The organism is Candidatus Thiothrix putei, from assembly GCA_029972225.1.
Lineage (GTDB): Bacteria > Pseudomonadota > Gammaproteobacteria > Thiotrichales > Thiotrichaceae > Thiothrix > Thiothrix putei.
Map to the genome: position 1 here is coordinate 1,236,195 of CP124756.1, position 25,201 is coordinate 1,261,395.

The following is a 25,201-nucleotide window of genomic DNA, read 5'->3' on the forward strand; positions in this document are numbered from 1 at the left end:
CCAGAGAAAAAGGACTTTCCCATGTTGACAGTTAGCTCCCGCGACCAAAAACTTTTAGAAGCCTTGAACCGCAACCCCGCATTAAAAGCTCGGATGGAAGGGCTAATCGAGGTGGTTGAAAATGCCGGTGATGACATTATCAAAGCAGCAGACGCCGAACAGCGGGTGATAGAAGAACTGCGCCAAATGGGAAATGATGCGATCACTGCATGGGCAAACAAACGTGTAGAAAAATGCACAGCCCCAGCCTGTGAAGAAGGCATTGGGAAGTATGTAAAGAGTGGAAAAAAAACTGTCATTGGCACACGACCTACGGAAAAATCCACATAAGCGAACCGGTCTACCGGATTCCCGGCAAGCGTGTCCGCCCCTTTAGCCAGAGTGCCGAGGTTGTTTGCCGAGGCTGTTCGCTCCCGCTGCAACGGGCGGTGACGGACTTTGGGGCGGACTGTTCATTTGCTCAAGTGCCTGATAAATTAGAAGAACATTACGGGATACGGCTGGCATCCAGCAGCATCCGACACATCACCGAAGGTCACGCCAAACGCATCCATGAATCCCAAGTGTTGATAAAAGACTATCCAAGCACGTTGGGAAAAGCCTATGTCATTGCCGAAATGGACGGCAGCATGATCCCCATCGTCGAGATTGACGAAACAGCCCCCGACAAGCGCAAAGGCAAAAAGGAAAGCTGGAAAGAAGCCCGCCTGTGTCTTGCCCACGCCAAAGGCAGTGCTACGCCAACGTTTGGCGCAATATTCGGTGGCACGGTAGAAGATGCTGGAAAAATCTTATTCGACACCGCCTGCCGTGCTGGATTTGGAAAAAGCACGTTCCTCCATGCGGTGGGTGATGGGGCAAGCTGGATCAACCGTCAAGTGGATGAACAATTTGGCACACAAGGACATTACCTGATTGATTTTTATCATGTTTGTGAATACCTATCAGCAGCATCCGCAAGCTGTTCATGCCTCAAGGACAAGGATAAATGGTTTGCCAAACAGAAAAAAGCCCTACAGGATGGTCAAGCTCAAGCGGTCATCGACACACTGAAACCTTTCCTCGAAGCAGAAACGGTAGAAGACAGTAACGCCCCAGTACGAGCTTGTCACCGTTACCTGAGCAACCGCATTGAGCAACTGGATTACCCGACAGCAAAATCCCTCGGATTGCCCGTGGGGTCGGGCGAAATAGAAAGTGCACACCGTTACATCATCCAGCAACGCTTAAAAAAATCGGGGGCATGGTGGAAAAGTGATAATGCGGCGGATATGTTGGCGTTGAGGGTCATGCGGGGAAACCAGCAATGGAAGCATTATTGGCGAAACACCGCTGAGGCGGCATGAGGTTTACCGCACTTTTGTTCACACCCCACGAGCGCACGTAGGCGCAAGCGCAAATCTTCGAGAATGTCAGCGTTAGTACCTTCCCAAAACGTTGGTTCCTGCAAGGCTTGCAAATAGCTGATTTGTGTTTTGACAGCGGGGATATTGGTTTTTTCTTCCAGTCGTATGGCAATGTCCAACACTTTGCGGCGGTGCGTTTCAAAGGTTCGGGCATCGCCTTGCAGCAGGGCGACTTGCATCCGTAATACGTTGAGGTCGAACATACGTGATTCAACATCATCGGCTTCTGGCTGGAAGGGTAATTGCGCCACTTGTTGGTGCAAGGTTTGGCAATCTTCCTCGCTGAGTTTGTCCCAATTGGCGCGTTCCTGAAAACGTTCTACTGCACGGGTGTGTTGGCGCACGATGAAATTATCCCGGTTCATGGCGGCAACCGAGTTGAATAGCCCATTTTTCAAGGTGTTTAGCAGCGAGGTGTTCCCTTCGGCTATGTTCCCTTCGACTTCTTTCCCTTCGACTCCGCTCAGGGAACGGGGCGTGTTCGTTGGCTGAGCGGAGTCGAAGCCAACTTCAGAACCAGCCGCAGCCTGCAATGCCGCCAACAGTTGCACCCGTGTCTGAAACAGGCGCGAACCTAATGAAGCACTCGTCCCCGCTTCAATGCCTTGCGGTTTTTCGCGGAAGAAATCGAAGTTGAAACAGAAATCAAAAATGCGGAAATCCTGCTTGTCTTCTCCCGGTGCGAACAGGTCAGGGCATGGGCGTGTGCCGCGCCCGATCATTTGCCAAAATTTGATGCGTGAGTAAACGGGTTTAAAAAACACCAGATTCAGCACTTCGGGCACATCAATGCCGGTGTCGAGCATATCCACCGAAATGGCAATGTGCGGAGCTTTATCTACCACCGAGAAATCGTCAATCAGGCTTTGGGCGTACTTCACTTCATTGTCGATAATGCGGGCAAAATGGCCTGCGTGTTCGGGGTAGTGGTGATTGAAGCGTGATTCAATGAATTGCGCGTGTTTGTGGGAGCGGGCAAAAATGATGGTCTTACCGAGACGATCATTGCCTGCAACTTTATGCCCATGCTCCATCAGGTGTTTGAGTACCTTGTCGGCGGTGTCGATATTGAATAGCCACTGATTGATGGCGGTGGCATTCACTTTTTTGGGCATACACTCACTGCCATCCGCATTATCGCCCCAGTCGGTGCTCTCCCATTCTTCTTTTTCTTCATCTGACAGCGAGTCGTAATCAATGCCGTCACGCGGGAAACGCAGATTCACTTGTTCCACTTTGGGGCGCACTAAAAATTCGTCCCGTATCGCCTTTTCCAGTTCATACGCATCAGTCGGCACACCCGGTTCCAACTCAAACAGTTCATAGGTGTTTTTATCCACCTGTTCACGCGGGGTGGCGGTCAAACCGACCAGCAAGCTATCGAAGTAACTGAAAATGGAACGGTATTTCTGATACACCGAGCGGTGGGCTTCGTCGATAATAATCAGGTCGAAATAGCCCACTCCGAAACGCGCCTCGCCACTTTTGCCTTGGGTTTCGTTAATCAGCCCCATCATGGTGGGGTAGGTGCAAACGTACACGCGCCCTTCGGTATCTTTTTCTGTGACCAGATTGACGGGGCTGGAATCGGGTAAGTGCTTTTTGAAGGCATTCGCAGTCTGTTTCACCAGTGATACGCGGTCTGCCAGAAACAGCACACGTTTGATCCAGTTGGCACGTTGTAACGCATCGACCAACGCAATCGCGGTGCGGGTTTTGCCTGTGCCGGTTGCCATGACCAGCAAGGCTTTACGGCGTGACTGGGAAAATTGTTTACAGATGCTACCAATGGCGCGTTTTTGGTAATAACGCCCGGCAATGTCTGCATTCACCAGCTTGGTATCGAGTGGCTGGCGGTTGCTGCGGCGTAAGATCAGGCTGCTGAGGGCAGCTTTATTGTAGAAACCACTGACCTGACGTGGCGGGTATTGGGTGTCATCCCATAGCCATGTGTCATAGCCGTTGGTGTAGTAAATGATTGGGCGTTGAGCGTGCATTTGCTCCAAACAATCCGCATACAGCTTGGCTTGCTGCTGCCCTTGGGCGGGGTCAACGGTGGTGCGTTTGGCTTCAATCACTGCCAAAGGTTTGCCGTCGTCACCCCACAATACATAGTCAGCGTAGCCGATGCTTTGATTGTTGGGCATTCCGGTGACTTCATATTCACGGTCGCGCTTTTGGTTCAATGACCAACCCGCGCGGTGAATTTCCACGTCGATGAGGTAAGCGCGGGTTTCGGCTTCGGAATAGTCGTGGGTATCGGTTTGTTGCGCGGCTTGTTGGTGCAGGTCGGCGAGTTGCTGGCGCAGGGTTTGCAGCTCTTGATTGAGTGCATCGGCGGTTTGCTGTTGTTTGAGGGCTTTTTCGCTTTCGGTGGCAAGCTGTTTTTCCAGTGCTTCGAGTTGCTTGCGTGGCACAACCGCATCGGGGGAAAGCGGGCGCGGGACGAGTGCATCATCCCAGTCAATGGCCGGGGGCAGGGGGCGGGTGTAGTTGCGGGTCAGCCAGTAAGCGATATGGTGCAACTCTTTAACCATTTGCAGCGCGTCGAGTTGGCGGACGGGTGCGGGGTTATGCACGGCTTGGTTGCCAATGCGTTGGATGGCTTTGGCTTTATGAAAGAGTTGCTGTGGAATCAGGTTTTGAAAATCCGGCTCGTGTAACAGGCTATTGAGCGAGTGGTCGTAGGGCATCCGCAGGGTGTTGTCGTAACGGTAGAGCCAATGCACCGCAGCTTCGAGGGCAAAACGCGCGTGGAAACAGGCGGCGCGTGGATCGCCGTGGATGTGGCTTTCGGCTTTTTGTGCCGCTTGTTTGAAGTCTTGAAACTGATTCGGCAGAAAGGCGAAGTTGCTCATGTGATAGCCCTGACAGCAAGCAAAATGAATAATGGGCAGATAATACCACTTATTCGCTTAGATGAAAGATTGCTCTGAGGAAGCCAGCACTGTTTTGGGTTGGCAAGATTCAGATGTGCTACCATAATGGGTAACATAAAAACGGGAGTTATCAGCCATGCAAACCTTTTCCATCCGTGACTTGCGTGAAAAGAGTGGGGAGTTGAGCCGCGAAGCGGAAGCCGGGCGGGCTTCTCTGATTACCAAACGTGGTGAACCCATTTTGGTGGCTTTGCCCTTTACCGCTGCGCTACTGGATAGCGGCATTAAAGTTGCGTTAGCGGAATACCTGTTCAAGGAAGGTATCCTCTCTTTAGGCAAAGCAGCCAAAATTGCCGGAATGCCTTATGTATTGTTCAGTGAACATCTGAGCCGTATGGGGATTGCTGTGGTTGATTATCCGCCAGAAGAATTGGAAGATGAATTGCGGGTTGCGAGCCTATGAGCCTATTGATCGTTGCGGATATGGGGCCGCTGGTGATTCTTGCCAAACTCAATCATTTACCGCTATTGCATCAGCTTTACACGGAAATACGCATTCCCGAAACCGTGCTGATGGAGGCAACCACTTTGGCTTATCGGCAAGATGCTAAACGTATTGTGGGATTTGCTGCCCAGTACTCACAGGTCATGCCGGATATTGCCGAAGATGACCCTGATTATCTGGATTACGGTTTGGATGCGGGTGAAGCCCAAGCTATTTCGTGGGCAAAGCGTGCTAATTGCCCTGTATTACTGGATGAGCGACGCGGCAGAGCTGTTGCTAAACAAGAACACTTGGCGGTGTTGGGTACAGTCGGTTTATTGCTCAAAGCAAAGCAGGCGGGGCTGATCCCAGAAATCAGCAGCCTGTTGGATAATATGCTCGCACACGATTACCGCCTTGCGCCTGCGTTGATTCAGCAGGCGAAACTATTGGCGGACGAAGGTTAGTTTTTGGTTGGCTTCGACTCCGCTCTTGCATTCCTACAAATATCGGTTTTTCTATGGCAAAGACGGCAAGCGTATTGTTGGTTATGATAATGAACGAGGGAAGGGCGACCACAAGCATATCAACGGTGTTGAGTTTCCCTATACTTTTGCGGGCATCAGGCAGTTGATCAGTGATTTCCGCGATGATATTCAGCAGGTACGACAACATGAGTGATAACACATTAATCATTAGTATCGGTGATATGGACGATGACTTTGCCGATGTGATCAACGTTTGGGAAAGTGGTGCAGCCGTTGCTCCTTTAAACCGTCTGACGTTTGAATCCATGACGGGCTTTTTGTCGTTCCTCACCCCCAAACGCTGGGAATTGGTAACGGTATTGCGCAAACACGGGCATATCAGCATCAAAACGCCCCTCCCCTGATAAGGGGAGGCTGGGAGGGGTTTCTTAAAGCTCGCCGTTGAATGCGCGTTGCTGAAGCGAAGCGAGCAGAGTATCGAGTTCAGTTAGATGCGCTTGTAATCGCTCTTTCTGTGCTTCGATAGCCTCAACAATCCCCGCGAATTTTTCCTGTTTATCCAATGGGGGAAGTGGTAAAGGTAGGTTCTTCAATTTGACACCGGTAAGGTGAGGAATTGTTGCTGAGTTCGCGAAAGAATCAAATCCTCCATTTTTTGCCATACTCCAAAAATATCGCTGGATGTATTCGGGTGTGGTTAGTGACTTATTAACTCTAACTCGATGCAGTGCTTTTTGGAAAAAAATCTCTTTACCTTCTTGTCGCCATATTGCAGCACGACCTACCTCACCGCCTTCACAAATCAATAAATCTCCATTGCAAAGGCTGAATTCTTCTCGATCTAATTTATTAAAATTCATGCAGCGTAGTTCACTTAGCTCAATCTTCCCCCATTGAACATTAAAATTAGCTAAATAAGGATATTGTTCATCACTGGACTCTTTCCCTTTATCGAGCATTTTTCCTAGTCGACTTTGGGTAACATCCTCAATTTTGACAACATCCCACCCTTTCGGATTCTCCACCGGATCGCCAAACATTTCCAAAAACGTCGATTGCAGCAGCAAATCCAGTTCCGCAATGGACTGGCGGCGTTGAGTACGCAAAGCATCGGCAGCATCGAGAATAGCGGCGATGCGTTTTTGTTCGGGGAGAGGCGGGAGCGGGATTTCAATTTTATATACTTCTGAGGGTCTTGCTCTTAGTAGCGAACCACCAACGCCTGAAACAGTACTCATGAAAAGTTTATGGAAAGGGTCAGAAATAAGAAAGTATTTCAAGTATTGAGGAAATACATTGTCACTTCTAAATTGTATCCATTCCCCAGATGCTATTTGACGGTAGCCAAGTGATTCTCCAACTACCCAGCTTCTACGGATATGAGGGACAATTCTTGATAATAAGACATCATTAGGCTCAACACACTTTTTTGCAGACCCTATTTCTTTTCCTTTACATACTTCTGCTTTGCCAGTGTCAAATGCTGGAATGCTAAATAGCTCAAATGTTTCATCTGGAAATTTTTCTGGATTTACAGAACCACCGCGTTTTACAGACAAATCTTCTAAAGGAACACTATGCAACTTCATCCGATTAGCTCCTTCAGTGCTTTTTGACCTTTGGTAATTTCTTCTTCGAGTTTTGCCAAGCGTTCGAGTATGACTTTCGGCGCGTCATACGTGACTTTTTCGTGTTTCACTTCTTTGTAGCGATTGATCGACAGGTCGTAGTCATTCGCGGCGATTTCTGCCTTGGGAACAAGGAAACTTTTGTCGGTGCGCTTGCGTTGGCTTTCCGCTTCCCCATCGCGCTCTTTCCACCGCTGCAAAATATCCGGCAAATCGGACTTGTCCGGCTGCGGATTGCGCTTGTCATCCAGTGAGAAACCATCCGCCTGCATGTCGTAAAACCAAACTGAATCCGTGCCGCCTTTGTTGGTTTTGGTAAAGAACAAAATCGCGGTGGATACCCCCGCATACGGCTTAAACACGCCCGAAGGCATCGACACAATCCCATCCAGCTTGTGCTTTTCCACGATCATTTCGCGTAATGCCTTATGCGCATTACTCGAACCAAACAGCACGCCATCCGGCACAATCACCGCCGCCCGCCCGCCGGTTTGCAACAGCCGCAAGAACAACGCAATAAACAGCAATTCGGTCTTTTTGGTTTTCACCATCCGCTGCAAATCTTTCGCGGTGGACTCGTAATCCAGACTGCCCGCAAACGGCGGATTCGCCAGAATCAGCGAGTAGGTTTCGCTGTCATCGCCTTCATTATCGCCGCGCTCCGCCAGTGAATCCTTATAACGAATATCCGGGTTATCCACCCCATGCAGCAGCATATTCATGCTCCCAATCCGCAACATGGTGTTATCAAAATCAAAGCCGAAAAAGGTGTCTTCGATGTAACGTTTGGTGCTGTTCGCATCGCGGTAAATCTCAGTGCGGTGATGCGCTTGCAGATATTCCGCCGCCGCTACCAGAAACCCCGCCGTCCCACACGCTGGGTCACAAATCGCATCTTGTGGCGTAGGCGCGGTCATATCCACCATCAGCTTGATAATATGGCGCGGGGTGCGGAACTGCCCGTTTTGCCCCGCGCTGGCAATCTTGCCCAGCATGTATTCGTACAAATCACCTTTGGTATCGGCATCACTCATATCAATGCTATCAAGCTGATCCACCACGTTCGACAACACACGCGGCGACGGCATGGTAAACATGGCATCCTTCATGTGCTGGCTGTAAGTGTTTTGCGTGGCTTCCGCATCCGTCGTGTTCTGCCCCAGCGTTTTGATGAAAGGAAACACCTGATCGCGCACCGTAGCGAACATCACATCAGCATTCATGTCTTTGAAACGTGACCAGCGCAACGCGGCTTGTTCCTCACTGAAAATCGGATTTTCCAGCGGTTTGCGGGTACGGTTCGCCTGTTTTTCCTTGAGCGTATGCAGCTCATCTAACCGCTTGATAAACAGCAGGTAGGTAAGCTGTTCAATCACCACCAGCGGGTTGGAAATACCGCCCGACCACATCGTGTCCCAGATTTTGTCGATTTTGGATTTGAGTTCGCCCGTGATCATAGGGTAAGCATCCTTGTTGGCCTGTGCCGAAATGAAGAGAGGGTGCGGATTATAGCGTTAGAGAGGGGATAAAAGGCAGGTTTCCTTGATGTTCCCTTCGACGATGCTCAGGGAACGCTAATTCTTGTTCCCCCTCTGCCGCTTGGCGGGAGAGGGGGCTAGGGGGTGAGGGTCTTCTTACCCAATCACACCCTTCTCCCGCAACAACGCCTCAATCTCCGGCATAATCGTCACATCATCAATGGTGGAAGGCACCACATACGGCTGCCCATTCACCATCTGCCGCAAGCTCTTCCGCAAGGTCTTGCCCGAACGGGTTTTCGGCAAACGCTTCACGATGTGGGTTTCTTTGTAGCAAGCAATTGCACCAATCGCACTGCGGATCATCTGCGTCAGCTCCTTCGACAAGGTTTCTTCGTCGATGTCCGCACCCGTTTTCAGCACCACCAAACCCATTGGCAATTGCCCTTTCAGGTCATCATCGCGTGCAATCACTGCGCATTCGGCAACAGACGGATGCCCGCCCACGACTTCTTCCATCTCGCCCGTAGACAAACGATGCCCCGCCACATTCATCACGTCATCCACACGCCCCATGACGAATACATAGCCGTCTTCGTCGATGTAACCGCCGTCGCCGCTGGCATAATAACCATCAAAGGTTTGCAGATAGCTGGATTTAAACTTCTCGACATCGCCCCAAATCGTCGCCAAACAGCTTGGTGGCAAAGGCAGTTTCAGCGCGATAAATCCTTGTTCATTTCTGCCCAACACTTGCCCGTTTTCGTCCAGAATCTGCACGTTGAAACCGGGGGTCGGCATGGTGGAAGAACCCAGCTTGACCGGCATTGGCTCAACGCCTTGCAGGTTGGCAGTAATGCCCCAACCCGTTTCAGTTTGCCACCAATGGTCAATCACTGGCTTGCCGGTTTTTTCCATCATCCACTCTTGCGTCGGTGGGTCAAGGCGTTCGCCCGCCGAGAAGATAGTCAGCAAGCTGCTGGTATCGTATTGCTTGATCAGATCCGCATTCGGGTCATCTTTCTTGATGGCACGGAACGCAGTCGGGGCAGAGAACAAGCCTTTCACGCCGTACTCTTCAGTAATGCGCCAGAATGCACCCGCATCCGGTGTCATCACCGGCTTGCCTTCATACACAATCGTAGTGCAACCGCGCAGCAGCGGCGCGTACACAATGTACGAGTGACCCACCACCCAGCCCACGTCAGACGCAGCCCAGAACACATCGTCGGGGTTCATATTGTAAATCGCCTGCATACTGTAGTTCAGTGCGACAGCATGACCGCCATTCTCACGCACCACGCCCTTGGGCTTGCCGGTTGTGCCAGACGTGTAAAGGATGTACAGCGGGTCAGTGCCTTTCACCGGAACGCAATCCGCCGGAGTCGCCGTTGCCATCAACGCATCCCATTCGTAGTCACGCCCTGCAATCAGCGGGGAAGTGGCTTGCGGACGTTGGAAAATAATGCAGCTTTGCGGCTTGTGTGCCGACAAATCAATCGCTTTGTCGAGCAGTGGTTTGTACTCAATCACGCGCTTGATTTCGATCCCGCAAGAGGCAGAAATCATGACTTTCGGTTGCGCGTCTTCAATCCGTTGCGCTAATTCCGGTGCAGCAAATCCGCCAAATACCACGGAATGGATAGCACCCAAACGTGCGGTTGCCAACATGCTGATCACCGCTTCGGGGATCATCGGCATGTAAATGACAACGCGGTCGCCTTTTTCCACCCCCAAACCCGCCAACATACCCGCCGCTTTAGCGACTTCATCGCGCAATTCGGTATAGGTGTAGGTTTGCTTGGTGTCGGTAACGGGCGAGTCGTAAATGATTGCGACTTGATTGCCACGCCCGTTTTCAACGTGGTAATCCAACGCCATGTACGCAGTATTCATTTCACCATTGGCAAACCAGTGGAAAATGCCGTGTTCGTCTTGCGACAGGATTTTTTCAGGGGCTTTGAACCACTTCAGGGCAGCGGCTTTCTCTTTCCAGAAACCTTCTGGGTCGTTCATCGAGCGGTCGTATTCGGCCTTGTAACTCATTGTAAACTCCTCCTCTCAAACTTAAAAACTGTCGCCCGGAATGCGTACCCAGCCTTCCATCAACACCCGCGCACTGCGGCTCATCACCACTTTTTCCACTTTCCAGTCGCCGTTGGTGGCACTAGCAGCCGCACCCACTTTCAACGTACCGGAAGGGTGTCCGAAGGTCACAACACTGCGCTCTCCACCGCCCGCAGCGAGATTAACCAAAGTGCCGGGAATCGCCGCCGCCGTGCCAATCGCCACCGCCGCCGTACCCATCATCGCGTGGTGCAATTTGCCCATCGACAAGGCGCGAACGTTCAAATCAATGTCGGTGGCGTTGATCTGTTTGCCGCTGGATGACACGTAGGTTTGGGGTTTGCCCACAAACGCGACTTTAGGCGTGTGCTGACGACCTGCCGCTTCCGCCAAATCCTTAATCAAACCCATTTTCACCGCGCCGTAAGCGCGGATGGTTTCAAACATCGCCAGTGCTTTGGCATCGCCGTTGATAGCGTCTTGCAATTCGCAACCGGTGTAACCAATGTCTGCCGCGTTCAAAAACACAGTTGGAATGCCAGCATTGATCATGGTGGCTTGGAACGTACCCACACCCGGCACGTCCAGTTCGTCCACCAGATTGCCAGTGGGAAACATCGCGTCGGTAGCATCCACCGGGCTGATGAATTCCACCTGCACTTCTGCCGCTGGGAAGGTCACGCCGTCCAGCTCAAAATCGCCGGTTTCTTGCACTTCGCCATTGGTCATCGGCACGTTGGCGATAATGGTTTTCTGGATGTTTTTCTGCCAGATGCGTACCACTGCCGTGCCGTTAGCGGGGATACGATCAGCATTGACTAAGCCGTTGCTGATGGCAAATGAGCCAACCGCAGCGGTCAGGTTGCCGCAGTTGCCGCTCCAGTCCACGAACGCTTTGTCGATGGCAACCTGCCCAAACAGGTAATCCACGTCATGGTCAGGCTGCTCGCTTTTCGCCAAGATCACGGTTTTGCTGGTGCTGGAAGTCGCGCCACCCATGCCGTCGGTTTGCTTGCCATACGGGTCGGGGCTGCCGATCACGCGCAACAGGATTGCGTCACGTGCAGCACCGGGGACTTGCGCCGCTTCGGGCAAGTCGGTCAGGTTGAAAAACACACCTTTCGATGTGCCGCCCCGCATATACGTAGCGGGGATTTTGATTTGGGGGACATGGGACATAATTATCCTTTCCTGTTAATCGTTTTCCCTCACCCCAACCCCTCTCCCAGAGGTAGAGGGGCTAAGAGAAGAGGTCATTATCTTGCTCCCCCTCTACCTCTGGGAGAGGGGGCTGGGGGGTGAGGGTTTTTAAGCCGCTCCTTCCAAAAAGTCTTGCGCAAACCGCTGCAATACACCGCCAGCGTTGTACACGCGCACTTCGGCAGCAGTATCCAAACGGCAAGTCACAGGAATACGCACAGTTTCGCCGTTTCTGCGATGCATCACCACGGTTAGCGTTGCACGCGGGGAAATCTCACCTTCCACGTCATAACTTTCTGTACCGTCGATGGCGTAAGTCTTGCGCGTTTCGCCCGCTTTGAATTCCAGCGGCAATACGCCCATACCGACCAAGTTGGTGCGGTGGATACGCTCGAAACCTTCGGCAACGATGGCTTCGACACCTGCCAAGCGCACGCCCTTAGCTGCCCAGTCACGGCTGGAGCCTTGACCGTAATCCTCGCCTGCGACGATGATCAGCGGTTGCTTGCGTTCCATGTAGGTTTCGATGGCTTCCCACATGCGCATGACAGTGCCTTCTGGCTCCACACGCGCCAAGGAACCTTGCTTGACTTGACCATCCACCACTGCCATTTCATTGATCAGCTTGGGGTTGGCGAAGGTGGCACGTTGTGCGGTCAAATGGTCGCCACGGTGGGTTGCGTAAGAGTTGAAGTCTTCTTCCGGCAAGCCCATTTTGTGCAGGTATTCACCCGCCGCACTGTTCAGCATGATCGCATTGGAAGGCGACAAGTGGTCGGTGGTGATATTGTCGGGTAACACCGCTAACGGCAGCATTCCTTTCAGAGTACGCTCGCCAGCCAATGCACCTTCCCAATACGGTGGACGGCGGATGTAGGTGGACATAGGTCGCCAGTCGTACAGCGGGCTTTTCGCCTGTTCAATCACACCCAAATCAAACATCGGGATGTAGATTTGCTTGAACTGTTCAGGCTTAACGCTCGCGGCAACGATTGCGTCGATTTCTTCGTCAGCAGGCCAGATGTCTTTCAGCGTAATCGGGTTGCCATCTTTGTCTGTACCCAGCACGTCTTTTTCGATGTCGAAACGGATTGTTCCTGCAATCGCGTAAGCTACCACTAATGGCGGAGACGCAAGGAACGCTTGCTTGGCATACGGGTGGATACGCCCGTCAAAGTTACGGTTGCCCGACAGTACAGCGGTTGCATACAGGTCGCGGTCGATGATTTCTTGCTGGATTTTCGGGTCGAGTGCGCCGGACATACCGTTACAGGTAGTGCAAGCAAAGCCGACGATACCAAAGCCCAGTTGTTCCAGTTCCGTTAGCAAACCCGCTTCCTTCAGGTACAGTTCGGCAACTTTAGAACCCGGTGCAAACGACGTTTTCACCCACGGTTTGCGCAGCAGTCCCAGCTTGTTGGCATTGCGTGCCAGCAAGGCAGCAGCCACCACGTTGCGCGGGTTGGAGGTGTTGGTGCAAGACGTAATCGCGGCGATGATTACTGCGCCATCCGGCATTTTGCCTTCTGCTTCTTCGGCAAGGGCTTTATCCAGATCAACCGCAATACCGCGTTCTGCTAGGTCAGACGTTGGCAGACGGCGGTGTGGGTTGGAAGGCCCTGCCATATTGCGCACCACGGTCGACAGGTCGAATTCCAGTACACGCGGGTATTTCGCGTTCACCAGTGCGTCCGCCCACAGCCCCGTGGTTTTGGCGTAGTTCTCAACGAGAGCGACTTGCTCAGGTTCACGCCCGGTCAGTTTCAGGTAGTCGATGGTTTGTTCGTCGATGTAGAACATGCCAGCAGATGCGCCGAATTCCGGGGTCATATTGGAAATGGTGGCACGGTCGCCGATGGTGAGGTTTTTCGCGCCTTCACCGAAGAATTCCAGCCAAGCAGAAACCACCCGTTCTTTGCGCAGGAATTCGGTGATGGCCAGCACGATGTCAGTCGCGGTGATGCCGGGTTGACGTTTGCCGGTCAGTTTCACACCGATAATGTCGGGCAGGCGCATCATGGAAGGCAGACCCAGCATGACGGTTTCGGCTTCCAGACCACCGACACCGATGGCGATAACGCCGAGTGCGTCAACGTGTGGGGTGTGCGAGTCAGTGCCGACGCAGGTATCAGGGAACGCAACGCCGTCACGCGCTTGAATCACCGGAGACATTTTCTCCAAGTTGATCTGGTGCATGATGCCGTTACCAGCAGGAATTACGTCGACGTTTTTGAATGCAGTTTTCGTCCACTCGATGAAGTGAAAACGGTCTTCGTTACGACGGTCTTCAATGGCGCGGTTTTTCGCGAAGGCATCGGGGTCGAAACCGGCGCATTCGACTGCCAGCGAGTGGTCAACGATCAATTGCGTTGGTACGACGGGGTTAACTTTCGCCGGGTCGCCGCCTTGGTCGGCAATCGCGTCACGCAAGCCTGCAAGGTCAACCAGTGCAGTTTGACCGAGGATGTCGTGACAGACCACGCGGGCGGGATACCAAGGGAAATCCAGATCCTGTTTGCCTTCAATCAATTGCTTGAGCGAGTCAGTCAGCATCGCGGGTTCGCAACGGCGCACCAGTTGTTCTGCCAATACGCGGGATGTGTACGGCAGGGTTTCGTAGCTGCCGGGTTGGATGGCTTCGATGGCGGCGCGGGTGTCGAAGTAGTCCAGCGTTGTGCCGGGTAATGGTTTACGGTATTCGGTGTTCATGTATTTTCCCTTAACCCCGTTCTGCCAACGGCGCAAACACCAGATTCTCTGGCCCGACGTAATTCGCGCTAGGGCGAATAATCTTGCCGTCTTCACGCTGTTCAATCACATGCGCACCCCAGCCAGTCACGCGGGAGATGACGAAAATCGGTGTGAACATATCGGTCGGCACACCCATCTGTCCGTAGGAAACCGCAGAGAACCAGTCGAGATTCGGGAACATTTTCTTCAGTTCCCACATGGTGCTTTCCAGCCGGTCGGCGATGTCGTACATCTTCATGTCGCCGTTTTCTTCGGCAAGCTGCTTGGCAACGCGCTTGATGACGACGTTGCGCGGGTCAGCAATGGTGTACACCGGATGTCCGAAACCAATGACGATTTCCTTCTTGGCAACGCGCTCGCGGATGTCAGCTTCGGCTTCGTCAGCACTGTTGTAACGGGTCTGAATACGTTGTGCTTCTTCGTTTGCGCCGCCGTGTTTGGGGCCACGCAATGCGCCGATTGCACCGGTGATGCAGGAATACATATCGGAATTTGTGCCTGCAATGACGCGGGCAGCGAAGGTGGAAGCGTTGAATTCGTGTTCGGCATACAGGATCAGCGAGGTGTGCATCGCACGTACCCACGACTCGCTCGGCGTTTCACCGTGCAGCAGGTGCAGGAAGTGCCCGCCGACGGTTTCATCGTCAGTTTCGACTTCAATCACCTTGCCGTTGATGGCGTAGTGATACCAGTACAGCAGCATGGAACCGAAGCTGGCAATCATGCGGTCGATGATATTGCGTGCATCAGCAGCAGGGTGGTGTTCCTTTTCTGGCATACATGCGCCGAGCACGGAACAGCCGGTGCGCATCACATCCATTGGGTGCGTGGAGGGTGGCAGGGCTTCGAGTGCCTGCTTGACGGGCATCGGCAGGCCGCGCAGTGATTTCAGCTTGCGTTTGTAGGCTTTCAGCTCAGACGCATTCGGCAGTTTGCCGTGCACGATCAGGTGGGCAATTTCCTCAAACTCGGCTTGTTCGGCGAAGTCGAGAATGTCGTAACCACGGTAGTGCAGGTCGTTACCAGTGCGTCCAACAGTACAAATGGCGGTATTGCCTGCGGCAGTGCCGGACAGGGCGACGGATTTTTTTGCTTTAGGTAAAACTTGCTCTGACATACTTTCTCTCCTCTCTTATTCCGCGCCTTTCTCGGCAAACAATTGATCCAGTTTCTGCTCGAAAGCGTGATAGCCGATGGTGTCGTACAGTTCCATACGGGTTTGCATGGTGTCGATCACGTTCTTTTGCGTGCCTTCGGTCAACAAATGGGTGTAAACGTTTTCAGCCGCTTTGCACATGGCGCGGAACGCACTCAGTGGGTACAGCACTAATTGCACGCCAACCGCTGACAGTTCAGCCGTGGTGTACAACGGGGTTGCGCCGAATTCGGTAATGTTTGCCAATACCGGTACTTTAATCACACTGGTGAATTCCGCGTACTGTTCCAGCTTGTTCATGGCTTCGGGGAAGATCATGTCTGCGCCCGCTTCCACGCAAGCCATGGCGCGGTCGATGGCAGATTGCATCCCTTCCACAGCCAGTGCGTCGGTACGTGCCATGATCACGAAGCTTTCATCAGTCCGCGCATCGACGGCGGATTTCACCCGGTCTACCATTTCTTGCAACGACACAATCGCTTTGTTGGGGCGATGACCGCAACGCTTTTGCATTACTTGGTCTTCGATGTGGAAACCGGCAACACCTGCTTGTATCATTTCGCGAGTAGCGCGGGCAATGTTGAAGGTGCCGCCCCAGCCCGTGTCGATGTCAACCAGTAGCGGTGCGGAGGTAACAGCGGTGATACGTTTAGCATCTTCCAGCACGTCGTGCAGGGTGGTAATGCCAAGGTCGGGTATGCCTAATGAGGAAGCAGCCACGCCACCGCCGGACAGGTACAGGGCTTTGTGCCCAACCTTTTCCGCAATGATGGCACTGTTGGCAGTGACTGCCCCGACGACTTGCAGGGGAGCGTGGTCTTTAACTGCCTGACGCAGCTTTTGACCGGGTGATAAGTTTTGGTTTGCTGTCATGTTCCTCATCCATCATTTGACTAATACTTTTCCATGCCCCGCTGATATGGCGACGCATGAGAATTTCCGCCAATTCGCCGTCACGCGCCGTTAGCGCATCAACGATATGGCGGTGCTGTTGCAGGGCAGGGCGAGTCCGTGCAGAAAGTCGGCTGGTGCGGTAACGGCACATGCGCAACAATTGGTACAACTCGCCTGCCAGCAAGTCGATCAACATCTGGTTACGGCTACCCAGTGCGATCTGGTAATGAAAGTCGAAATCGCCTTCGCTTTGGATGTAAACCTGCCCGTCCGTGGCTTCGATTTGCTCGGCGTGTTTTTCGAGTAACAGCCGTAGCGTTTCAATTTCCGCGTCCGTCATGCGTAAGGCGGCGGTACGGCAAGCCATGCCTTCCAAGGCTTCGCGCACGGCGTACAAATCCGCCATCATGTCGCGATCAAGCGTGACGACACGCGCCCCGGCATGTGGTATGCGCTTTACCAGACGCATTCCTTCGAGTTGGCGTAAGGCTTCGCGCAAGGGGCCGCGCCCGATGCCGTAACGTTCTGCCAATTCCGCTTCGTTTAACTTTTGTCCTTGAAGGAGTTCACCCGTGATAATGGCTTGCGTTAATTTCGTTGACGCAACATCAGCGAGAGTCCCTTCGGGTGTATGTAGTGCTAACATGGTGTGTTTCTCTTAGATTGTTGACAATCTTTTTCTGAATAATAACATTATAGACGAAAAAGTGAAGTTTTTATTTACTATTGTAGACAAAACAGTAATTGCTGGGGAACGTGCTGATGGTTTGACCGTCAAGCAGTAACTTTTGACATTATGCCAGCAGAACAGTGATAAAATGGCGTAAGTTATCACTGATAGTTTACTAAATTTCAAAGGAAACAGTTGTTCATGAATAAACATAAAGTCCGCAAGGCTGTGATTCCGGTTGCTGGTTTGGGTACGCGCATGTTGCCCGCCACCAAAGCGATCCCGAAAGAAATGCTGCCGATTGTTGACAAACCCTTGATCCAATACGTGGTGAATGAATGCGTGGCGGCGGGCATTAAAGAAATCGTGCTGGTCACGCATTCCAGTAAAAATTCCATCGAAAACCATTTCGACACCAGTTTTGAGCTGGAAACCATGCTGGAAAAGCGCGTCAAGCGCCAGTTGTTGGATGAAGTGCGTTCGATTTGCCCGCGTGATGTGACCATTATGCACGTCCGCCAAGGGCAGGCGAAAGGTTTGGGTCACGCGATTATGTGTGCGCATCCGATCGTGGGGAACGAGCCGTTTGCGGTGGTGTTGCCGGATGTGATTATTGATGACGCCGCCAGCGATCTGACCAAAGACAACCTTGCTGCCATGCTGGAGTTGTATGACGAAACCGGCTACAGCCAGATCATGGTCGAGCCTGTGCCGATGAAAAAGGTGTCTTCTTACGGCGTGGTGGACATTAACGGGGTTGTGCTTACGGCGGGTGAATCCGTGCCGATGACGGCGATTGTGGAAAAGCCTGCGGTCAGTGAAGCACCGTCTAACCTCGCGGTGGTTGGGCGTTACGTGCTGGCACCGCATACGTGGGGTTGGTTGAAGCGCACGCCATTGGGTGCGGGCGATGAAATCCAACTGACGGATACCATCGGTTTGCTGATGCGTGAATACCAAGTCAACGCCTTCCATGTGACTGGCAAGAGCCACGATTGCGGCTCGAAAATGGGCTATATGATGGCGAATATTGAATACGCTTCGCGCCACAGCGACATTGGTAAGCGTTTCAATGCTTTCCTTAAAGAGTATGTGAAAACGCTGTAATGCCCGCTGCGAATCACCTTCCTTCTCTTTTCCATCCGTTGGATGAACAGCTTGCCAGTTTGCTGAAGCGGCTGGATGGCGGTGCAAGTGCGCGAGGTTTAACCACCTTGGTACGGCATGTGAGTGCGCGTACCCGCGAAGGCGTGATTGCTGTGCCGCTGCTGGATATGCCGATGGCGGCGCTGCTCGATTCGCCGGTGGTGGGGCGGGAAGGGGATTATAAGCCGTTGATTGTGAGCGATACCCATGCGTGGTTGTATCGCTATTGGTTGTATGAAAAACGCCTTGCTGAGTGTATCCAAGCGCGGATGCGGGATGGCAAGCTGATGATTATTTCCGGTGGCCCCGGCACGGGTAAAACCACGCGGGTGACACGCTTGCTGGCGGAGGCGATTGCGGCGGGTACGCCAGTGGCGCGGATTTTGCTGGCAGCACCGACGGGCAAAGCAGCGATGCGGATGTTGGAATCCATTCGTGATACCCGTCAGCGTGAAGCGATCACGGGCGCGATGCCGGAGCAGGCCAGCACCTTGCACCGATTGCTGGGGTTTTTGCCCAATCGGGTGGCGTTTCGCCATACGGCACACCACCCGTTGCCTGCGGATCTGGTGATTGTCGATGAAGCTTCGATGATCGATATTTCCTTGATGACGCATTTGTTTGAGGCAGTGCCGCCACACGCCATGTTGATTTTGCTGGGGGATAAAGATCAATTGGCTTCGGTGGAAACCGGCTCGATTTTTCGGGATTTGTGCAGCGGGGAAGCGTTAGCCGCGCAGATGACACTATTGCAAACCAGCTACCGTTTTAGCGAGGCGGATGGGATTGGGCAATTGGCGCAAGCGATTCGCGCGGCGGATGAGACGCGCTTGTTAGAGGTGCTGACCTCCGCCGAGTTTGCCGATGTCACCTTGGATGAGGCGTACACGGGGTTGGATGCGAACTGGTTGCGGACGGGTTGGCAGGATTATGTGGCGGCGGTCAACGCGGGTGAGTTGTTGGCTATTTTCAACACGTTTAATGCCTTGCGCATCCTCACACCGTTGCGGCAAGGGCGGTTGGGGGTTGAGGGGCTGAATCCGTGGGTCGATGGCGTGATGCAACGGCTGCTGCCTGCGCATGAGGGGGCGCAACGCCCGTGGTATGTTGGCAGACCCGTGATGGTGACGCAAAACGATTACCGCCAGAATTTGTTTAATGGCGATATTGGGATTGCCTTGCCGAATGAGGCGGGGGAATTGCGCGTGTGGTTTCCGGCGGGTGCTGCGGGGGAATACCGGGCGGTTGCGCCGATTCGCTTGCCTGCGCATGAAACCGCGTGGGCAATGACCATCCATAAAAGCCAAGGTTCGGAATTTACGCGGGTGTTGCTGATTTTGCCGGAAGCGGACGATTTGCCGTTGCTGGGGCGGGAATTGCTGTATACGGCGGTGACGCGGGCGAAGCAGGGGATTCACATCCTCGCCAGCCGCGCCATGTTGGGGAAGGCGTTACGCACGGTAACGCCGCCTTCGTCACAGTTGCAGGAACGCTTGCAGGCTTAAACCGTTTTTGCGCCCAGTAACTTCGCACATTCGCGGAAAATGCGTTTGTCGCAAGTCGCACAAATGCTGTAATCCAGCCGTTTGGTCAGCGATTGCAGGGCAGCTTCTTTGCTGGAAAACACATTGCCTGCGCCGAAATCTTCCACGAAATCAATTCTATCCATAAAATCGTAGACTTTGCTTTTTGCGCCTTGCAAATACAAGCCGCCGCCGATAGATTTCAAGCGTTTGGCTTCCTGAATCAGCATTTCTGCCCCAGCAAGGTCGATGAAGTTGATGCTTTCGCCCACGATCAGGACATGCTTGAATGTACGCGAGATGGAAAACCTGATTGAGCGCGGCGTGGCGTTGGCGCGGAGCAATGAATTGACGCTGGCGGAATTGCCTGCGGCTTTGGCGGCGCAAGCGATTCATGCCTTGCCGGAAGCCCCGACGGAATTGCCGTCGCTGGTGCAGCGCGAAGAGGAATACATCCGCTACGTGCTGGAGCATTGTGACGGCAACCGCACCAAGGCGGCGCAGATTCTGGGGATTGACCGCGTGTCGTTGTGGCGCAAGCTGAAAAAATACGGGTTGGTGGAGGGGGAGGAATAACGTTTACGCCGCGTTTGTCACCCATTCTGTGCTTTTTGGTTATCAAGTTGTTAACAGTGGCATGGCAGTCATCTGTTCTTGGTCAACCAAGGATTGGTAGCGATTTTGATACTGTTCGGTAATGGTTGGGATGCTGTAAAGTTGTTGAATGCGTTGTACAGCACGTGAACCCACTTCTTTACGCCATGCTTCTCCGGCATTTATCCATTCCAACCAAGTAAACGCGAGTGCCGAAGGCGTAGTGTCGTGTATCGGCAAGCGTTGCCCGGTATTACCTATAATCCGTGCAACATCGCTGACATCGGTGCTGATACACGGAATTCCACAAGCCATGGCTTCTGCCACACTGTTGGGAAAGCCTTCCCCGTAAGTTGAGGTTAGTGTGTATAGATCTAACGCATTCAGCAAGTTGGGTATGTCTTTGCGCTCGCCGAGGAGGTGTACGTGTTGTTGCTTAGGAATGTGCTCTAGCAGATAACGTAACTTGGGGTTGAGTGACGTAATCTCCCGCCCGGCAAGAATGAAGTGAACCTGGGGTTTGTGTTGCAACAGCAGGCGAGCAGCTTCTAAAAACAAGGCATGATTTTTCACCGGATGATAATGGGCAAATAGGCCAATCACGAAGGCATCGCCAGGGATTCCTAAGCTTTGCCGTATGTTGTCTCGGTGATAAACATTCGGTGCAAACAGTTGGGTATCAAAGCCGTTGGGAATGATAAGGTTACGCTGTTTATTGTAACCAATAGCATTGTGTTGATCCGCATTCAGGTAGGTGTTGTAGAGGATGTGTGCGGGGCTGGTTGAACGTTTAGCCGCTAGTTCAATGACCCAGCGCGTGGTGCGTGATGCTTTGCTGATGTCGTGCAAGGGGTGGGGTATGTTCCACAGCACCGGATAGTGGTTGCCCAATGAAAGGTTTGCCAGTGATGCAGCAAGATTGCCGTGGTACATCCAGCCTTGAAGGATGTCAGGTTGTAGGGTGCGCAGTAACCGTGTCAGTTTGAAGATTTGCCAACCTGCGGTGATGTTGCTGTGAATGTCCAGCGAGTAGACGTTAATACCGTGTGCGCGAATGCGATGACTGAGCGCGGTTTCTCCATCCAAAGACAGTACTATTGGCTCAAAGCGGCTGCGATCAGTGTGCGCCATGAGTTTGTATAACATCATGGCAGCACCGTCGGTATTTTCTGTGTGCAAACGGGTAATGATATGTATCACCCGGATTTTCTTGGTTTTGTTTGCCATTAGGATCAATTCCCCCTCGTGTGTTTGGCATTAACGCTTGCCCGTCATCGGTATGTGTTCATGCTGTTACAGATAGTGTGTTGCGGAAAGTAGGGGCAGGATGGAGAAGGGGATTTATCGGATAACTGTGTGAATGCACTGAAAATGGCATTCGCTTGATATATGTCAATAACCCAGTGTTTGTGTGAATTTATCAGCAGCTTAGGCGACGGTATATTGACTTTAATCAAGCATGGTTTGTTTCCTCTGGAGGATGCTTAGCGCACCGGAGTGTGTTATTTCACACAGTATTGTGTGTTGTTACCGTTTCTTCGGTGAGGTGTTTAACTCTTTCGGAGGGATCTTATGCAAAACCAGCAGACCTACAATTACAGGGTCGTGCGGCAGTTTGCCATTATGACGGTGATTTGGGGGATCGTCGGCATGTTGGTAGGCGTGATTATCGCCGCACAGTTACGTTGGCCGGAATTGAACTTTGATATTCCATGGTTAACGTATAGCCGTTTACGCCCATTGCACACTAACGCAGTTATTTTCGCCTTTGGCGGTTCTGCCTTGTTTGCGACTTCGCTGTATGTGGTACAGCGTACTTGCCATACCCGCCTGATTTCTGACAAATTGGCGGGTTTTGTGTTTTGGGGATGGCAGTCTGTCATTCTGCTGGCAGCGATTACCTTACCGTTAGGTATCACCTCTTCCAAAGAATACGCGGAACTGGAGTGGCCAATTGATTTGCTGATTACGGCGGTGTGGGTTGCCTACGCCATACTGTTCTTCGGTACTATCATGAAACGTAAGACACCACATATCTACGTGGCGAACTGGTTCTACGGTGCATTCATTTTAACCATTGCATTATTGCATGTGGTGAATAGCGCGGCATTGCCAACGGCGATGTTTGGTGCTGGTGACTGGACTAAATCTTACTCGGCGTATCCGGGGGCGATTGATGCGATGGTGCAGTGGTGGTATGGGCATAACGCGGTCGGTTTCTTCTTGACAGCGGGCTTCTTGGGGATGATGTATTACTTTGTTCCGAAGCAGGCTAACCGTCCAGTGTATTCGTATCGCTTGTCAGTGGTGCATTTCTGGGCGTTGATTTCTACTTATATGTGGGCAGGCCCGCACCATTTGCATTACACCGCGTTGCCTGACTGGACTCAGACCTTGGGAATGGTGTTCTCGCTGATTTTGTTAGCACCAAGCTGGGGTGGGATGATCAACGGTATTATGACGCTTTCCGGTGCTTGGCATAAATTGCGTACTGATCCGATTTTGCGCTTTATGGTGGTCTCACTGTCATTCTACGGGATGTCGACCTTTGAAGGGCCGATGATGGCGATCAAAACCGTTAACGAACTGTCTCACTACACCGACTGGACTGTGGGTCACGTTCACTCCGGTGCATTGGGCTGGGTGGCAATGATTTCCATTGGTTCAATTTACGCTTTAGTACCGAAATTGTTCGGGCGTGAGGGCATGTATAGTGTCAAGTTGATTGAAATCCATTTCTGGGTCATGACGGTTGGGGTGGTGTTGTACATCGCTTCTATGTGGATTTCCGGGGTTATGCAAGGCTTGATGTGGCGTGCAGTGAATGCTGATGGCACGCTGACTTACAGCTTTGTGCAATCGGTTGAAGCCACTTACCCGTATTACACCGTGCGTTTGCTGGGTGGTCTGATGGTGCTGACCGGCATGTTGATGATGGCCTATAACGTGTGGAAGACCGTCGCAGGTGGCAAACCTGCTATTGACGCGATTCCCGCAGCAGCACATTAAGGAGGCAAACCATGAGTAGCAATAGCGGTCACGCAGTCGTTGAAAAAAACGTAGGTCTGATGGCCATTCTGATTTTGATTGTGGTGAGCTTCGGGGGATTAGCGGAAATTGTCCCACTGTTCTTCATGAAAGATACCACTGAGCCAGTCGCAGGTTTGAAACCGTACAGTGCGTTACAGCTCGAAGGGCGTGATGTGTATATCCGTGAAGGTTGTTATAACTGCCATTCACAGATGATCCGTCCGTTCCGTGCGGAAACGGAGCGTTACGGGCATTACTCGGTGGCGGGCGAATTTGTCTACGATCATCCGTTCCAATGGGGTTCCAAGCGGACTGGCCCTGATTTGGCACGGGTTGGCGGGCGTTACAGTGATGACTGGCATCGCGTGCATTTGACCAATCCGCGTGATGTGGTGCCGGAGTCCAATATGCCCGGTTATCCTTGGTTTGCTGAAAACGTGCTGGATGGCGCGGATACCGCCGCCAAAATGAAAACCATGCAGGCGTTAGGCGTGCCTTATACCGATGAGGAAATCGCCAAGGGTGCAGAAGAGGTGAAAGGCAAAACCGAAATGGATGCTGTCATCGCTTATCTGCAAAATTTGGGTACTGCCATCAAAACACAGCGGTGAATACGATGGATTACAGTGATTTCCGTGGCATAACGACGTTGCTGGTTATGATTGCATTTCTTGCAGTCGTATGGTGGGCATATAGCCGTAAACGTCAACAACGTTTCGATACGGCGGCGAATTCCATCTTCGATGCGGATGAGGAAAAGGTGCACAGCGCGTCAGTTAAGGAGGTAGACAAATGAGTGGTTTCTGGAGTGGTTGGATCATCCTGATCACATTGGGCAATATTTTTGCCTGTTACTGGTTGGTTCGCTGGACAACGAAAAAGCGTCCGGGGGAAGCGGCGAGTGGTGAAGTAACGGGTCATCAGTGGGATGGCTTGGAAGAATACAATAATCCCATGCCGCGCTGGTGGCTGTGGTTGTTTTACATCACCATTATTTTTTCACTGAGTTATCTGGTGTTATTCCCCGGCTTGGGTACGTTCAAGGGCGTGTTGAATTGGTCGTCACAAGGCAGCCAATACGATGCTGAAATGCAGCAAGCTGCGCAAACCTATGATCCGATCTTCAAGAAATTTGCAGCATTACCCATCGCGGATGTGGCAAAAGATGAGGAGGCGCAAGGCATGGGGCGGCGGATGTTCTTAAGCTATTGCGCTCAATGCCACGGTTCGGATGCGGAAGGTGCGAAAGGTTTTCCCAACCTTGCCGATGCGGATTGGCTTTACGGTGGTGCGCCGGATCAGATCAAGCAATCTATCCTTGCGGGTCGTAATGGTGTTATGCCGCCGCATAAGGATCGGGTTGACGAAGCCGGTATTGATGCCTTAGCCAATTACGTCATGAGTTTGAGCGGGCGTGAATCTGATGCTGCAAAAGTCGCGCAAGGTCAGCAATTGTTCACCGCTAATGGATGTCTCGCTTGCCATGGCGCGGATGGTAAAGGCAATCAGGCATTGGGTGGCCCGAACCTGACCGACAATACGTGGTTGTACGGTTCCTCGGCTGAAACCATCAAAGAAACCATTGCCAATGGGCGCATGGGCATGATGCCAGCGCACGCTGATTTCCTTGGGGAAGACAAGGTGCATTTGTTAGCAGCTTATGTGTATGGTTTGTCACAGAAAAAGTGATTGAGTGACCAATGAACGGGTCGTCGTATGACGACCTGTTTCTTGACAAATATCCTGAAAGTGGTTCGTAAAACAATAATCTGTTTTCCAATCCGCTTTTTATCAAATAAATCCGTTA

At 52.3% G+C, this 25,201-nt stretch carries 22 protein-coding genes and 1 pseudogene; 12 read left to right on the plus strand and 11 right to left on the minus strand.

Annotated features, from left to right (window positions below; translation table 11 throughout):
- Positions 1-21 precede the first annotated feature (21 nt).
- Positions 22-1,346 (plus strand): annotated as a pseudogene (locus QJT81_06400) (UPF0236 family protein).
- On the opposite strand, the gene QJT81_06405 reads toward QJT81_06400, so the two are convergent.
- Positions 1,316-4,264, minus strand: a complete 2,949-nt coding sequence (locus tag QJT81_06405; GenBank protein WGZ95613.1) for a DEAD/DEAH box helicase family protein — start codon at positions 4,262-4,264, stop codon at positions 1,316-1,318. The pseudogene QJT81_06400 and the gene QJT81_06405 sit on opposite strands and share 31 nt — an antisense overlap.
- A 157-nt stretch (positions 4,265-4,421) precedes the next feature.
- On the opposite strand from QJT81_06405, the gene QJT81_06410 reads away from it, so the two are divergent.
- Genes QJT81_06410 through QJT81_06425 form a run of 4 tightly spaced genes read left to right on the plus strand, consistent with a single transcriptional unit; the run spans position 4,422 to position 5,661 of the window.
- Positions 4,422-4,748, plus strand: a complete 327-nt coding sequence (locus QJT81_06410) for a UPF0175 family protein (protein ID WGZ95614.1) — start codon at positions 4,422-4,424, stop codon at positions 4,746-4,748.
- Positions 4,745-5,236: a DUF3368 domain-containing protein gene (locus tag QJT81_06415; protein ID WGZ95615.1), complete on the plus strand. Its 492-nt coding sequence runs from the start codon at positions 4,745-4,747 to the stop codon at positions 5,234-5,236. Before QJT81_06410 ends, QJT81_06415 begins: the two co-directional genes overlap by 4 nt.
- Before the next feature lie 7 nt (positions 5,237-5,243).
- Complete coding sequence (locus tag QJT81_06420) at positions 5,244-5,450, plus strand: DUF6516 family protein (protein ID WGZ95616.1); 207 nt, start codon at positions 5,244-5,246, stop codon at positions 5,448-5,450.
- Entirely contained in the window at positions 5,443-5,661 is a 219-nt protein-coding gene (locus tag QJT81_06425; GenBank protein ID WGZ95617.1) for a hypothetical protein, read from the plus strand. The genes QJT81_06420 and QJT81_06425 overlap by 8 nt, the downstream gene beginning before the upstream one ends.
- Before the next feature lie 24 nt (positions 5,662-5,685).
- On the opposite strand, the gene QJT81_06430 is transcribed toward QJT81_06425, so the two are convergent.
- From QJT81_06430 to QJT81_06465, 8 genes are all read right to left on the minus strand, one after another.
- Complete coding sequence (locus QJT81_06430) at positions 5,686-6,846, minus strand: restriction endonuclease subunit S (GenBank protein WGZ95618.1); 1,161 nt, start codon at positions 6,844-6,846, stop codon at positions 5,686-5,688.
- A complete protein-coding gene (locus QJT81_06435; protein ID WGZ95619.1) occupies positions 6,843-8,342 on the minus strand; it encodes a class I SAM-dependent DNA methyltransferase in 1,500 nt (499 codons plus the stop codon). The genes QJT81_06430 and QJT81_06435 overlap by 4 nt, the downstream gene beginning before the upstream one ends.
- A gap of 177 nt (positions 8,343-8,519) precedes the next feature.
- Positions 8,520-10,409 carry a propionyl-CoA synthetase gene (locus tag QJT81_06440; protein WGZ95620.1) on the minus strand — a complete coding sequence of 630 codons (1,890 nt, stop codon included), beginning with the start codon at positions 10,407-10,409 and terminating at the stop codon, positions 8,520-8,522.
- 21 nt (positions 10,410-10,430) lie between these two features.
- Positions 10,431-11,609, minus strand: coding sequence for a 2-methylaconitate cis-trans isomerase PrpF (gene prpF, locus QJT81_06445; GenBank protein WGZ95621.1), 1,179 nt, complete (start codon positions 11,607-11,609; stop codon positions 10,431-10,433).
- Between the two features lie 129 nt (positions 11,610-11,738).
- Positions 11,739-14,339 (minus strand): Fe/S-dependent 2-methylisocitrate dehydratase AcnD, encoded by a 2,601-nt coding sequence (gene acnD / locus QJT81_06450; GenBank protein ID WGZ95622.1) that lies wholly within the window; start codon positions 14,337-14,339, stop codon positions 11,739-11,741.
- A gap of 10 nt (positions 14,340-14,349) precedes the next feature.
- Entirely contained in the window at positions 14,350-15,498 is a 1,149-nt protein-coding gene (gene prpC / locus QJT81_06455) for a 2-methylcitrate synthase (protein ID WGZ95623.1), read from the minus strand.
- A 15-nt stretch (positions 15,499-15,513) separates the two neighbouring features.
- Positions 15,514-16,410: a methylisocitrate lyase gene (gene prpB, locus QJT81_06460; protein ID WGZ95624.1), complete on the minus strand. Its 897-nt coding sequence runs from the start codon at positions 16,408-16,410 to the stop codon at positions 15,514-15,516.
- A complete protein-coding gene (locus QJT81_06465) occupies positions 16,358-17,077 on the minus strand; it encodes a GntR family transcriptional regulator (GenBank protein ID WGZ95625.1) in 720 nt (239 codons plus the stop codon). Before QJT81_06465 ends, prpB begins: the two co-directional genes overlap by 53 nt.
- Positions 17,078-17,302: 225 nt before the next feature.
- Here QJT81_06465 and galU point away from each other — a divergent pair, with 225 nt between their 5' ends.
- Together galU and recD are read left to right on the plus strand one after the other, a co-directional pair.
- Entirely contained in the window at positions 17,303-18,208 is a 906-nt protein-coding gene (gene galU / locus QJT81_06470; GenBank protein ID WGZ95626.1) for a UTP--glucose-1-phosphate uridylyltransferase GalU, read from the plus strand.
- The gene (recD, locus tag QJT81_06475; GenBank protein ID WGZ95627.1) at positions 18,208-19,752 is read left to right on the plus strand and encodes an exodeoxyribonuclease V subunit alpha; all 1,545 of its coding nucleotides are present in this window, start codon (positions 18,208-18,210) and stop codon (positions 19,750-19,752) included. Before galU ends, recD begins: the two co-directional genes overlap by 1 nt.
- Here the strand turns inward: recD and QJT81_06480 are convergent.
- Positions 19,749-20,042, minus strand: a complete 294-nt coding sequence (locus QJT81_06480; protein ID WGZ95628.1) for an STAS domain-containing protein — start codon at positions 20,040-20,042, stop codon at positions 19,749-19,751. The two genes, recD and QJT81_06480, sit on opposite strands and share 4 nt — an antisense overlap.
- A 13-nt stretch (positions 20,043-20,055) precedes the next feature.
- Between QJT81_06480 and QJT81_06485 the strand changes: the two genes are divergently transcribed.
- Entirely contained in the window at positions 20,056-20,346 is a 291-nt protein-coding gene (locus QJT81_06485; protein ID WGZ95629.1) for a helix-turn-helix domain-containing protein, read from the plus strand.
- Positions 20,347-20,388: 42 nt separating this feature from the next.
- On the opposite strand, the gene QJT81_06490 is transcribed toward QJT81_06485, so the two are convergent.
- The gene (locus QJT81_06490) at positions 20,389-21,591 is read right to left on the minus strand and encodes a glycosyltransferase (protein WGZ95630.1); all 1,203 of its coding nucleotides are present in this window, start codon (positions 21,589-21,591) and stop codon (positions 20,389-20,391) included.
- 345 nt (positions 21,592-21,936) lie between these two features.
- Here QJT81_06490 and ccoN point away from each other — a divergent pair, with 345 nt between their 5' ends.
- Genes ccoN through ccoP form a run of 4 tightly spaced genes read left to right on the plus strand, consistent with a single transcriptional unit; the run spans position 21,937 to position 25,083 of the window.
- Positions 21,937-23,373, plus strand: a complete 1,437-nt coding sequence (ccoN, locus tag QJT81_06495; protein ID WGZ95631.1) for a cytochrome-c oxidase, cbb3-type subunit I — start codon at positions 21,937-21,939, stop codon at positions 23,371-23,373.
- A gap of 11 nt (positions 23,374-23,384) precedes the next feature.
- Complete coding sequence (gene ccoO / locus QJT81_06500; protein ID WGZ95632.1) at positions 23,385-24,005, plus strand: cytochrome-c oxidase, cbb3-type subunit II; 621 nt, start codon at positions 23,385-23,387, stop codon at positions 24,003-24,005.
- Positions 24,006-24,010: 5 nt separating this feature from the next.
- On the plus strand, positions 24,011-24,190 hold the full coding sequence (locus tag QJT81_06505; protein WGZ95633.1) for a cbb3-type cytochrome c oxidase subunit 3: 180 nt from the start codon (positions 24,011-24,013) through the stop codon (positions 24,188-24,190).
- On the plus strand, positions 24,187-25,083 hold the full coding sequence (gene ccoP, locus QJT81_06510; GenBank protein WGZ95634.1) for a cytochrome-c oxidase, cbb3-type subunit III: 897 nt from the start codon (positions 24,187-24,189) through the stop codon (positions 25,081-25,083). Before QJT81_06505 ends, ccoP begins: the two co-directional genes overlap by 4 nt.
- The last annotated feature ends 118 nt before the right edge of the window (positions 25,084-25,201 follow it).